The organism is Streptomyces sp. NPDC059166 (assembly GCF_042755185.1).
In the GTDB taxonomy this organism is placed as follows: domain Bacteria; phylum Actinomycetota; class Actinomycetes; order Streptomycetales; family Streptomycetaceae; genus Streptomyces.
In genome coordinates this window covers 76,722-89,101 of record NZ_JBHZCI010000015.1, presented here as the reverse complement: position 1 = coordinate 89,101, position 12,380 = coordinate 76,722, and the positions used below count along the sequence as shown (strand labels likewise).

Below are 12,380 nucleotides of genomic sequence, written 5' to 3'. Positions count from 1 at the left end.
ACATGACCACCACCACCGAGCAGCTCTCGGCCACCACCCTGCTGCGCTTCGCCACCGCGGGGTCCGTCGACGACGGCAAGTCCACCCTCGTCGGGCGCCTGCTGCACGACTCCAAGTCGGTCCTCACCGACCAGCTGGAGGCCGTCGCGCTGGCCTCCACCAACCGCGGCCAGGAGGCTCCCGACCTCGCCCTGCTCACCGACGGTCTGCGGGCCGAGCGGGAACAGGGCATCACCATCGACGTGGCCTACCGCTACTTCGCCACGCCCCGGCGCCGCTTCATCCTGGCCGACACCCCCGGCCACGTGCAGTACACCCGCAACATGGTCACCGGCGCGTCCACCGCCGAGCTGGCCGTCGTCCTGGTCGACGCCCGCAACGGAGTGGTCGAGCAGACCCGCAGACACGCCGCGGTCGCCGCCCTGCTGCGTGTCCCGCACGTGGTCCTCGCCGTCAACAAGATGGACCTGGTGGACTACGCGGAGCCGGTGTTCGCCGCGATCGCCGAGGAGTTCACCGCCTACGCCGCCTCGCTCGGCGTCCCGGAGATCACCGCGATCCCGATCTCCGCGCTGGCCGGGGACAACGTCGTGGAGCCGTCCGCCCACATGGACTGGTACGGCGGCCCCACGGTCCTGGAGCACCTGGAGACGGTCCCGGTCAGCCACGACCTCACCGCCTGCCACGCCCGCTTCCCCGTGCAGTACGTGATCCGCCCGCAGACCGCCGACAACCCGGACTACCGGGGGTACGCCGGCCAGATCGCCGCCGGGGTGTTCCGGGTGGGCGAGACGGTGTCCGTGCTCCCCTCGGGGCGCACCACGACGATCGAGGGGATCGACGCGCTCGGCGAGAGCGTCGACATCGCCTGGGCGCCGCAGTCGGTGACCATCCGGCTCGCCGACGACATCGACGTCTCGCGGGGCGATCTGATCGCCCCGGCCGACGACGCCCCCGCCACCACCCAGGACGTCGAGGCGACGGTCTGCCACGTGGCCGACCAGCCGCTCACCGTCGGTCAGCGGGTGCTGCTCAAGCACACCACCCGCACGGTCAAGGCGATCGTCAAGGACATCCCGTCACGCCTGACGCTGGACGACCTCTCCCAGCACCCGGCTCCGGGCAGGCTGGTGGCCAACGACATCGGCCGGGTCGTGGTCCGTACCGCCGAGCCGCTCGCGCTCGACGCGTACGCGGACTCCCGGCGCACGGGGTCGTTCCTGCTGATCGACCCCGCCGACGGCACGACGCTGACGGCGGGCATGGCGGGTGTCTCGTTCGCCGCCGAGGCGGAGGCCGACGCGGACACCTCCGCCGAGGACGCGGAGTGGGACTTCTGATGACCGGCGACTTCTACTCGACGTTCGCGAAGGAGGGCGGCCGCGTCGGCAGCGGCGCCCTCGGCAGCGGCCAGGGCGGGGTCGGGCGATGTGCGTGATGACGTACGCGCACTGCCTGCGCGCCCCCTCGTACCGCCCGCACCACCCGTACAGACGAAGACCTGCCGACCGCCCGGCCGCGCCCTCTCACTCCAGGGGGACGTGAGAGCCGGGCCTACGAGAGGAAAGCCTCCCGTGCCTGTCACCCGTACCTCGCTCCGCCGCGGTCTCGCCGCGGTCGCCGCCCTGCCGCTCCTCGCCGTGGCGGCCACCGCCTGCGGCTACGGCTCCGAGGCGAAGGAGGAGGACTCCTCGAAGGCGGCCGCCACCGCCGGCGGGAAGAAGCTCTCTGCCGACACCGTGAAGATCGGCTACTTCCCGAACCTCACGCACGCCACCGCCCTGGTCGGTATCCAGGAAGGCCTCATCGCCAAGGAGCTGGGCGGTACCTCGGTCAAGCCCTCGACGTTCAACGCCGGGCCCTCGGAGATCGAGGCGCTCAACGCGGGTTCGATCGACATCGGCTTCATCGGCCCCTCCCCCTCGATCAACGGCTTCGCCAAGTCCAAGGGCCAGAGCCTGCGCATCATCGGCGGCTCGGCCTCCGGCGGCGTGAAGCTCGTCGTCGACCCCGAGAAGATCAAGACCCTGGACGACCTCAAGGGCAAGAAGATCGCCACCCCGCAGCTCGGCAACACCCAGGACGTGGCATTCCTGCACTGGATCGCCGAGAAGGGCTGGAAGGTCGACGCCCAGAGCGGCAAGGGCGACGTCTCCGTGGTCCGCTCGGACAACAAGGTGACCCCGGACGCCTTCAAGTCCGGTTCCCTGGACGGCGCATGGGTGCCCGAGCCGACCGCGTCCAAGCTGGTCGCCGAGGGCGGCAAGGTCCTGCTCGACGAGTCGTCGCTGTGGCCTGACGACAAGTTCGTCATCACCAACATCATCGTGTCGCAGAAGTTCCTCTCCGAGCACCCCGACGTCGTGGACGCGGTGCTCCGCGGCACGGTGAAGACCAACAAGTGGATCAACGCCAACCCGGACAAGGCGAAGGCCTCGGCCAACGCCGCGCTGGAGAAGCTGAGCGGCAAGCCGCTGTCCGCGGAGGTCCTCGACCCGGCGTGGGAGTCCATCCAGATCACGGACGACCCGCTGGCGGCCACGCTCCAGGCGCAGGCGGACCACGCCGTCTCGGCCGGACTGCTGGAGAAGCCCGACCTCAAGGGCATCTACGACCTGAAGCCGCTGAACAAGATCCTCAAGGCTGAGGGGCAGCCCGAGGTCGACGACGCCGGCCTCGGCGCCGAGTGACCACCCGACCGCACCAGGTTCCCTGAAGACTCCCAGGAGGTGACGACCATGGCGACCACCACCCTCACCAAGGCCGAGGACCGTGCAGCGGTCGAGCACGCCGCTCGTATCCGTAACGTCTCCAAGTCCTTCGCAGGACCCACGGGGCAGCAGCTCGTCCTGGACGACATCACGCTCGACGTCGCCCCGGGTGAGTTCGTCACCCTCCTGGGAGCCTCGGGGTGCGGTAAGTCCACCCTGCTCAATCTCGTCGCGGGCCTCGACCGCCCGTCCGCGGGGTCCATCGAGACCCCCGGCGGGCGGCCGGCCCTGATGTTCCAGGAACACGCCCTCTTCCCGTGGCTCACCGCGGGCAAGAACATCGAACTCGCCCTGCGTCTGCGCGGGGTGCCGAAGTCGGACCGCCGCCCGGAGGCGGAGCGGCTGCTCGAACTCGTACGCCTGGGCGGGGCGTACGGGAAGCGGGTGCACGAACTGTCGGGCGGGATGCGCCAGCGGGTGGCGATGGCCCGCGCGCTCGCCCAGGACAGTCAACTGCTGCTGATGGACGAGCCGTTCGCCGCGCTCGACGCCATCACCCGCGATGTGCTGCACGACGAACTGACCCGGATCTGGCGGGAGACGAACGCCTCCGTCCTCTTCGTGACCCACAACGTGCGCGAGGCGGTACGGCTCGCCCAGCGCGTCATCCTGCTCTCCTCGCGACCGGGGCGGATCGCCCGCGAGTGGACGGTCGACATCGAGCAGCCTCGCCGCATCGAGGACACCGCCGTGGCGGAACTGTCCGTCGAGATCACCGAACAACTGCGTGGGGAGATCCGCCGACATGGCCAGCACTGAGACGAAGGCCGACGACCTGGCGGGGCTCGAAGCCGGCCTGGACGCGCTCGACGCGGTCCAGGTACGCCGGACACCCACACGCGAGATCCTCCTCAACAAGGTCCTGCCGCCCGTGGTCGCGGTGGTCCTGGTGGTCCTCGTCTGGCAGTTGCTGGTCTGGGCGAAGGTCACCGACGACTACAAGCTCCCGCCGCCCGGGGCGGTCTGGGACAGCCTGACCGACATGTGGCTTCAGGGCACTCTGCTGGAGGTCATCTGGACCAGTGTGTCGCGCGGCCTCTTCGGCTTCGTGATGGCCGTCGCCATCGGCACCCCCCTGGGCATGCTGGTGGCACGGGTGAAGGTGGTCCGGGCCGCGATCGGGCCGATCCTGTCCGGGCTGCAGTCCCTGCCGTCGGTGGCGTGGGTGGCTCCTGCCATCATCTGGCTCGGCCTCGACGACAGGACGATGTACGCGGTGATCCTGCTCGGCGCCGTGCCGTCGGTGGCCAACGGGCTCGTCTCCGGCGTCGACCAGGTGCCGCCGCTGTTCCTCAGGGCGGGCCGGACCATCGGCGCCACGGGGCTGCGCGGGACGATCCACATCGTCCTGCCGGCGGCGCTGCCCGGTTACCTGGCGGGACTCAAGCAGGGCTGGGCGTTCTCCTGGCGTTCCCTCATGGCCGCCGAGATCATCGCCTCCTCGCCCGATCTTGGTCTGGGCCTGGGGCAGTTGCTGGAGAACGGCCGGAACAACTTCGACATGCCGGGGATCTTCCTGGCGATCCTCCTGATCCTCTTCGTCGGCATCGCGATCGACCTGCTGATCTTCAGCCCGCTGGAGCGGCGGGTACTGCGCAGCCGCGGTCTCCTCGTGAAGAGCTGAGTGCCGTGCCCGCCCCCGTCCTCCTCGTCGTCGCCCATGGCAGCCGCGACCCGCGCCACGCGGCGACCGTGCACGCGCTCACCGCGCGGGTGCGGTCGCTGCGGCCCGGGCTGCGTGTCGAGACCGCCTTCCTGGAGTTCAACGCGCCGTCGGTGCCCAGGGTGCTGGAGCGTCTGTCCGCCGAGGGAACCGGTGAGGTCGTGGCGCTCCCGCTGCTGCTGACGCGTGCCTTCCACGCCAAGTCGGACATCCCCTCGGTACTGCGCGAGGCGAGGACCAGGCTGCCGCGGCTCCGCGTCCGCCAGGCCGGGGTCCTCGGCCCGTCGCCCCTGCTGAACTCGGCACTGGAGCAGCGGCTCCGTGAGGCCGGGATCACGCCGCCCGACCGGGCCTCGACCGGGCTGGTCCTGGCCTCGGCGGGCTCCACGGACCCGGAGGCGATCGCAGTGATCGCTGAAATCGCGCGGGAGCTGCGGCACACCGGTTGGTGCGCCGTGCGGCCTGCGTTCGCCTCCGCATCTCTTCCCCGCACCGCCGATGTGGTGCGGGGGCTGCGGGCCGAGGGTGTGCGGCGGGTGGCTGTGGCCCCGTACGTGATCGCCCCCGGCCGGCTCCCTGACCGTATCGCCGCGGGCGCCGAGGAGGCCGGGGCCGATGTGCTGGCCGGTGTGCTCGGTCCTTCGCCGGCGCTCGCCCGGCTGCTGCTGGCCCGTTACGACGAGGCGCGGGTCGAGTCCGCCGGCGCGATGACCGCCTGAGGTCCCGGTCTCCGCGTACGAGGAGGCGGTCCCGGCTCCACCGAGGAGCCGGGACCGCCTCTTCGTGCTTCACGTCGAGGGCGGGGTCAGGTCAGCAGCTGCCGGCCGGACGGTCCCGCTTCACGAGGTTGGTGTAGCCGGTGGTGCCGTCCAGCCACAGGACGCGCTGCCCGGTGTCGGACGCACCGAACACCTGGTCACCGCGGTTGCAGGAGACCCGGCGCGGGCCGCCCTTGCCGTCGGGGGCCGTCTGGTAGAGCTTCGGCAGCGTGTCGTTGGCGTAGCTGGTGGCCGGGGGCAGGTCCGTCACGGTGACAGCGTCGTCGGAGGCGGTCAGCGAGTAGGCGTACAGCGAGCCCTCGCCTGCCTCCGGCAGGACGGTGATGTGGTCGGAGCCGTCCAGTGCCGCACGCTCCACGGCGGCCTTGTAGTTGTCGGTCAGGTCCTGGTCGAGGATCCAGAAGACTCCGTCGTCCGTGAGGGCGGTCTGGCCGATGCCCATGGCGGTGTCCTTGTTCACGGGCATCAGCTTCTTGGTGCCCGTGGCGGTGTCGAAGACCTCGACGCCGAGCTTGAAGCTGTCGCTCTCGGGCCACATCTTCGCGTAGGCGATCTTGCCGTTCTTCACCGAAGGCAGGGCGGTGGAGAGCTCGTGGCGGCCGTCGTCGACCATTCCCGACACTCCGGTCCGGATGTTGATGTAGGCGACGTGCTGCATGCCGGTGTACGGGTCCATCACGGTGTAGACGAGGTGGTCGCCGTCGATCGCCAGCCCGGAGACGTTGGTGCCCGAGGCCCCCACGACCTTGTCCATGCCGCCGCCGACCGGACGCACGTGGAAGAGGATGCTCGTCGCGGCGAACTCCGCCCAGGCGACGTTCTTCCCGTCGGTGGTGGCGTAGACGTTGTAGTTGCCGTTGTTCGGGCTGACGAGGGTCTGGCCGCCCTTGCCACTGGTGTTGCCGACCCAGACCGAGTAGGGCTCGCTGCCGTCCTCGCTGGTCCGGGAGACCGCGTACTTGCCTCCGCCGGCGCCCACACCGGTACCGGCGATGTTCACCTTGCCGAGGAGGGTGTCGGTGTCGACCCCGAGCGCCTTCTCCCAGCCGGGCACGATGCCGTGCGCGTCGAAGGAGCGCTTGACGATCTTCATCTGCGCCTTGGTGGCACCGAGCTCCTGGGCTGCCGCGATGACCGCCGCGCGGCCCTCGGTGAAGCCGTCGAGCGGAGTCATGTAAGCCGTCAGAGCACGGTAGACGATCTTGTCCGCGAAGGCGGGGTCGAGGTCCTGCCTGATGTCCCACAGGGCGCCGGAGAAGATCGTGGAGTTGAGGTGCACACCACCGTTGTCGCTGCGGTAGCTGACACCGATGAAGTCCTTGGACGTGGTCGCGCCGTCGTCCAGGTCGCGCAGCGCGCATTCGCGCGGCCCCGCGGTGGTGCACAGGTCCTCACCGAGCAGCGCGGCGTCGGGGTCGTCCATGGATATGTGGTTGGCCGTGAGGTCGATGGCGTTGCCGAAGTAGTCGGCGATCGCCTCGTTCATGGCACCGGACTGACCGGCGTAGACGAGGTTGGCGCTGTGCTCGACGACGCCGTGGGTCATCTCGTGGCCGACGACGTCGGTGTCCGCGGAGAAGGTGCGGTAGTCGCCGCCGCCCTGGCCGTAGACCATCTTCTGGCCGTCCCAGAAGGCGTTGTTGAACGGCATTCCGCCGTTCACGACACCGACCAGGGAGTAGATGAAGCCGTCCTTGTCGTCCAGGCCCTTACGGCCGAAGTTCGACTTGTAGTAGTCGTAGACCTGGTGCGCGCCCCAGTGGGCGTCCACCGCGCCGGAGTCGGTGTAGTCCTCGCCCAGTTCGGTGGTGGCCGGGCGGAACGTCTTGATGCCGCTGGGCCAGAGGCCGGACGCGGAGGCGGCCTCCTTGCCCCGGGCGTCGTAGGTCGACAGCATCGGACCGACGTTGGGGTTGTCGCCCCGGAAGCCGTAGTCGATGGTCTGGAGCGCGCCGTCGGTGCCCCGGTAGAGGTTCACCTCGACGTTCTCACCGTTGTAGCGCTTGCCGGAACCCTTGACGACGAGTTCCTGTGCGGCCGCGGTGGACACCTGGTCCGGGCTGCCGGCGGCCCCGCTCGCGACGGGAGTACCGGTGCCCGAGGCTCCGAAGGTCTTGATCGCGCTGTACTGGAGCATCGGGAAGCCGGAGTGCGCGTCGACGTAGACGTTCTGCTTGACCGGCTGCCCGTCCACCGGGCTGGTGCCGGAGACGGTGATGTGCCGGGTGAGGACGCCTTCGCCCTGCGGGAGGACGGCCAGCCCTTCGGCCGAGCCGGTCAGCGTGGACTTCGCCTCGGCGGACTTCTGGTCCTCGGCGGCCGGCTTGCGCATCGGGCCGGAGCCCAGCTGGGACAGGACGGCGCCGACGGCCCGCTCGATCGCCTTCTTCTCGGTGATCCGGGGCTCCACGGTGTCCAGCTTGAGCTGGGTGAAGTACTTGCCGGAGGTCCCGGTGACGGTGCGCTTGCCGTCCTTCTTGTCCATGCGCACGACGTACTGCCCGCCGAGCACCGGCACACCCTTGTACTTCTGCTGCAGGCGGACGGTCTCGCGGCCGCCCTCGCTCTCCGTACCGGCCGCCGTCAGGTTCTTGTCCGGGTCCGCGATGTGGTAGCGGCTCGACTTGGCCTTCAGGTGGCCACGTGCGGCGTCGACGGCGCTGCCCGTTCCGGCGGCAGCGTCCTCCAGGCCGGTGACGAGAGCGGGAGTCGCGGTCTCCTCACCGGGTACCACCGAGGACGCGGTGGGGTCCGAGGCGGGTGCCGCCTGGGCGGCGGGGACCGCCGAGACCAGCAGGCCGGCCGCCGCCAGGAGCGCGGCGACGCCCTGGCCGACGGTCAGACCGGCCTGGGATCCGGATCTGAGCGCTCTCCTGCGGGGTGCAGTTCGCACGATGGTTCCTCCGTAGCACTGGCGCATGAACGAATATCGGTAGCGCACATGCAAGTACCGGAGGGCCTGGGTGAACAATGTGTTCCAGGTGCCGACTTGTGTACGTGCACACTTGTGTGGCCCCCTCCGACCGACGAAGATCGTCGCCGTGGAGCAGTCGGAACAGGACATACGGTGGCAGGCCCTCGGGCTCGGTACGGACGAGCTACGGGTGTACGAGAGCCTGCTGAACGAGCCGGGGCACGCCAGCCGCAGCGCTCTCGCCCGGACTCTCGGGCTCCCGGCGCGCCGGGTGTCCTCCGCCCTGGAGCAGCTCACCGAGCGGGGCTTCACCCTCCCCGCCGGGCCTCAGCCGGGCACCCTGCCGAAGGCGGTGGCCCCGGCCACGGCGCTGCGGAACCTGATCCATCTCAGCAAGGCCGAACTGCTGCACCGTTCGGCCGAACTGGAGGAGCTGACCGGCTCCGTCGACCAGCTCGCGGCCCAGTTGCTGAGCACCGCGCACGACACCCGCGCCTTCGGGATCGAGACGATCCACGGCAGTCAGGCGATCGCCGAACGGGTGTCCGGGATGCTCGTGTCGGCGACGGAGGAGGTGGCGCTGCTCGACCGGCCTCCGTACGCGGCGAGCGAGCCGGACGGTATGCCCATGCCCTTGAACATGACCGATCCGGTGCGCCGCGGGGTGCGCGTACGGGCGGTGGTGGACCGCGAGGGACTGAGTTACCAGGGCCGGGCCCGCGGTCTGGACGTGCTGGCCGCCCACGGCGTGCAGATACGGGTCGGCACCGGTCTTCCCACGAAGCTGATCACCGTCGACCGCAGGGTGACGCTGCTGCCGCCGACCGACGCGGCCGACCCGACGGCGTCGGCACTGCTGGTGAGCGACTCGTTGCTGAGCCATGCACTGGTGCCGCTGTTCGAGGCGGTCTGGGAACACGCGACCCCCATCGGTTCCGACCCGCACGGCCAGGTCACCGAGGAGGAGCGGGAGTTGCTGACCATGCTCGCCTCCGGCCTCAAGGACGAGGCGATCGCGCGGCGCCTGGACATCCACGTGCACACGGTGCGCCGCCGCATCTCCCGGCTGATGCAGACGCTGAACGTGGAGACGCGTTTCCAGGCGGGGGTGCAGGCCACGCTCAGGGGCTGGCTGAAGGACTGACCCACCGGCAGGCGGGGCCGCGCCGCCCGCCCGGAGCCGGCAACGGGCCGCGCTCGGGGAGCGCGGCCCGTCCAGGGTGCCGTGAGCCGGATCAGGCCGTCCTAGAAGACGCTGACGCCGTAGGCGTTGAGGGCCTCCACGACCGGCTGGAAGAAGGTGGTCCCGCCCGAGGAGCAGTTGCCGCTGCCGCCGGAGGTGAGGCCGAGGGCAGTGCTGCCGGAGAAGAGCGAGCCGCCGCTGTCGCCGGGCTCGGCGCAGACGTTGGTCTGGATCAGGCCGTAGACGATGTCACCGCCGCCGTAGTTGACCGTGGCGTTGAGCCCGGTGACCGTGCCGCTGTGCACCCCGGTGGTGGAGCCGGAGCGCTTCACCGCCTGGCCGACCCGGGGGTTCGCGGCCGTGGTGATGTCCTGGTAGCTGCCGTTGTAGAGGTAGACCCGGCCGTCCGCGTTGGCGGAGTTGCTGTGCCGGATCAGGCCGTAGTCGTTGGTCGGGAAGCTGCTGCCCGCGCGCGAGCCGAGCACCGCCGTCTGGCCCGAGTTGGTGTACCAGGTGCTGCCGATCTCGGTGCAGTGCCCCGCGGTCAGCGCGTAGTACGTGCTGCCGCTGCGGACGTTGAAGCCGAGGGAGCAGCGCCCGCCGCCCGCGTAGATGGCCTGGCCGCCGGCGATGAGCTTGTTGAAGGTGCCCTCGGTGCGGTTGATCTCGGCCTTGGCGCCCGAGTCGGTGACCGACCTCTTGATCTCGGCGATCTCGGCGGCGGTGACCGTGCTGTCCACGGTGACGACGACCTTGCCGGTGTTCGCTTCGGTGTACCAGGCGGTGCCGGCGATGTCGGCGCCGCGCACGGCCGAACTGGCTTCGGCCAGCTCCGCCTTCGTCACGGTGGCGTTCGGGGCCGCCTGGGCGACCGCGGTGGGCGCCGCAAGCGCGACGGCGGTGACCAGACCCGAGGTCGCCGCGATGAGGCGAGCACGTCTGGAGATCGAGCCGAGGGGGGCGAAGCGCTTGAAGGTCACAGGATCCTCCGTCTTTGGGGGGTGCCGGTCCGCTGGGTGGGCGGTCCGGGTGTACGGCTCTCCACGGCCAGTGGGATTTCTCGCCGTGGACCTGCCAACCGCACGCCTCGAATCCTTGACTCCGGTTCAACCGCTGGCAAGGTCGCCTTCCGGACCCGCGGGATCGGGAACATCGCGCCCTCCGGCCCCTCGCGAACGCGCCCTCCGCACACCGGCGTCCGCTCACCGGACGGAGCTCCGCCGTGAACTGCTGCAAAGCGGGGAACGCCGGGCGGACCTCGGCCACTGTCTACGCGCATCGCGTTCACACACGTCCGCACGGCCCGGACGGCAGGCGAGCGGGAAACCGCGGCAGCGCCGCCGGCAGGCGGCGGCGCCCGTCCGTTCGGTCGGCTTTACCTGCCTTTTGCCCGGGCCGCCGACCTGGCTGGAACTGAACCTTCCGGCGAGAACCGGACTGAGCCGGGGCCCGGATCAGTCCGGCACCGCACCCTTGCGGGACCGGCCCCGGGCGTGCTCCGGGCCGCCGCCCGGGCACGGTGGGCGGCTCAGACCTCGGCGAACGGGTCGTCGATGAAGGGGGTCGCCTGGTGGAAGTAGAGACGCCAGCCGTCCTCCGCCTTCCGCCAGAGCGAACTGCGGTGCGAGCGAAGCCCTTTGGACTCGGTGTCGAAGGTGAGGTGAACCAGATCGGGTGCGAGCTGCTCGCCGCGCATCCTGGACGCGGTGAGCGGACCGGGGCGCGGCGCGTCCGGGTCCGTGAGCATGGCGATGATGGTGTCCCGCTCCCAGAGCCGGCCACTCGTGCCGATCTCGCGGAAGTCGGGGTGCAGGAGCTCGGCCAGCACGTCGGCGGACGCCCGTACCACGGGGTCGAGAAGGCGGAGCTCGCCCTCGATGGCTGCGGCCACGGCCGGGGAGGGCTCAGTCACGTGTCATCTCCACAAGCTTCACGGCGGTGTTCCAGTTGCGGCTGGTGGCCACGAGCCCCCGGGTGACGGCGGGCCGGCCCAGGGCGACGGCCAGCTTGGAGCGGCCCAGCCCTTCGGGTGCGTACAGATAGAGGACCCTGTCCCCGAGCCGGTACTCCTCGGGGTGGAAGGACTCCTCGTCGAGCGAGGCGAACCGGGCGGCGTCGACGGGCTGGTCGAAGTACGTCGCGTGGAGCTGCTTGCCCTCGAGCTCGGCGGCCGGGAACGGGCACGCCTCGACGACGTCCGCGAGGTAGGAGGCGGAGCGGACCAGGCAGTCCACGGGGAAGCCGAAGTGCGATTCGAGGGCCCGCTCGAGGTCCGCGCGAAGGGACTCCTCGTCACCGGACGCACTGCGGAACACGGCGTTGCCGCTCTGCAGGTAGGTGGCGACGTCCTCGTGCCCCAGCTTCCCGAGAAGTTCCCGCAGATCCGGCATGGGCACCTTCCGGCGGCCGCCGACGTTGATCCCCCGCAGCAGTGCCGCGTACATCGCGCTCATGGTCCCCACCCTAGGGTGTCGGGCTCACCGGTTCCGCACGGGGCGCGTCCCACGGGCGGCGATCCGCCTCGTGCCTCACCGGGCATGCCGGACCGCCGCGCTCCGTGGGGGAGAGCGCGGCGGCCCGGGGTCAGTTGTACCGGACCTACCCGACGATCCTCAGCAGCCTGTTGGCGGTTTCCTCGGTCGCGTCGGAGACGGCGTCCGCCGCGGCCCCCGCGAGCGGGGATGTGAGCAGCGTGGCGCCGACGGCGGCCGCCACCGCGGTTGTCGCGGCGGTGAGCCTGACCGAACGCATGCGTGTGTGAACTGTCATGAAGAGGGGTCTCCTCGTCAATCCTTGTGGGGGGATTGGCCCTCGGCCGGAAGATCTCCGGGGGCTGCCTCGAAACATTGCTCGATTGACGCGCTCAGATCAAGACCTTCATAGAGCCGTCACCCAGTCGGCGAACTTCCGTCACAGGCGGGCACACACCGGATGGCCTCATCGCGCCCATACCGGGGCGCATCAGCCTCGGGCCGTCGCGTCGCCAGGGGCCGCGGACCTGGCCACGATGGGCAGCCTCACCCCGTCCGCACTCCTCGACCGCCGCCCGACCCGGGGAGCGATGGCGGGC

11 protein-coding genes are annotated in these 12,380 nt (G+C 70.5%); 6 read left to right on the top strand and 5 right to left on the bottom strand.

All coding sequences use genetic code 11. From position 1 onward, the window contains the following. The first annotated feature begins 2 nt into the window (after positions 1-2). From ACFXOA_RS13880 to ACFXOA_RS13860, 5 genes are all read left to right on the top strand, one after another. Positions 3-1,340: a sulfate adenylyltransferase subunit 1 gene (locus ACFXOA_RS13880; RefSeq protein WP_385026553.1), complete on the top strand. Its 1,338-nt coding sequence runs from the start codon at positions 3-5 to the stop codon at positions 1,338-1,340. A 234-nt stretch (positions 1,341-1,574) separates the two neighbouring features. Continuing rightward, positions 1,575-2,690 carry an aliphatic sulfonate ABC transporter substrate-binding protein gene (locus ACFXOA_RS13875; protein WP_385026550.1) on the top strand — a complete coding sequence of 372 codons (1,116 nt, stop codon included), beginning with the start codon at positions 1,575-1,577 and terminating at the stop codon, positions 2,688-2,690. A gap of 48 nt (positions 2,691-2,738) precedes the next feature. Beyond that, entirely contained in the window at positions 2,739-3,530 is a 792-nt protein-coding gene (locus ACFXOA_RS13870) for an ABC transporter ATP-binding protein (protein ID WP_385026548.1), read from the top strand. Further along, the gene (locus tag ACFXOA_RS13865; RefSeq protein WP_385026545.1) at positions 3,517-4,395 is read left to right on the top strand and encodes an ABC transporter permease; all 879 of its coding nucleotides are present in this window, start codon (positions 3,517-3,519) and stop codon (positions 4,393-4,395) included. The genes ACFXOA_RS13870 and ACFXOA_RS13865 overlap by 14 nt, the downstream gene beginning before the upstream one ends. A 5-nt stretch (positions 4,396-4,400) precedes the next feature. Next, positions 4,401-5,153: a sirohydrochlorin chelatase gene (locus tag ACFXOA_RS13860; protein WP_385026542.1), complete on the top strand. Its 753-nt coding sequence runs from the start codon at positions 4,401-4,403 to the stop codon at positions 5,151-5,153. A gap of 91 nt (positions 5,154-5,244) precedes the next feature. On the opposite strand, the gene ACFXOA_RS13855 is transcribed toward ACFXOA_RS13860, so the two are convergent. Continuing rightward, a complete protein-coding gene (locus ACFXOA_RS13855; RefSeq protein WP_385026539.1) occupies positions 5,245-8,106 on the bottom strand; it encodes a M4 family metallopeptidase in 2,862 nt (953 codons plus the stop codon). 148 nt (positions 8,107-8,254) lie between these two features. On the opposite strand from ACFXOA_RS13855, the gene ACFXOA_RS13850 reads away from it, so the two are divergent. Further along, positions 8,255-9,271 (top strand): LuxR C-terminal-related transcriptional regulator, encoded by a 1,017-nt coding sequence (locus tag ACFXOA_RS13850; protein WP_385026536.1) that lies wholly within the window; start codon positions 8,255-8,257, stop codon positions 9,269-9,271. A 101-nt stretch (positions 9,272-9,372) separates the two neighbouring features. Here ACFXOA_RS13850 and ACFXOA_RS13845 read toward each other — a convergent pair whose 3' ends face one another. From ACFXOA_RS13845 to ACFXOA_RS13830, 4 genes are all read right to left on the bottom strand, one after another. Then, positions 9,373-10,290, bottom strand: coding sequence for a S1 family peptidase (locus ACFXOA_RS13845; protein ID WP_385026533.1), 918 nt, complete (start codon positions 10,288-10,290; stop codon positions 9,373-9,375). Between the two features lie 548 nt (positions 10,291-10,838). Continuing rightward, entirely contained in the window at positions 10,839-11,222 is a 384-nt protein-coding gene (locus tag ACFXOA_RS13840; protein WP_385026530.1) for a DUF4440 domain-containing protein, read from the bottom strand. Next, positions 11,215-11,763, bottom strand: coding sequence for a DUF1697 domain-containing protein (locus ACFXOA_RS13835; protein WP_385026527.1), 549 nt, complete (start codon positions 11,761-11,763; stop codon positions 11,215-11,217). The genes ACFXOA_RS13840 and ACFXOA_RS13835 overlap by 8 nt, the downstream gene beginning before the upstream one ends. Before the next feature lie 145 nt (positions 11,764-11,908). Continuing rightward, positions 11,909-12,079 carry a hypothetical protein gene (locus ACFXOA_RS13830; protein WP_385026524.1) on the bottom strand — a complete coding sequence of 57 codons (171 nt, stop codon included), beginning with the start codon at positions 12,077-12,079 and terminating at the stop codon, positions 11,909-11,911. Positions 12,080-12,380 lie beyond the last annotated feature (301 nt).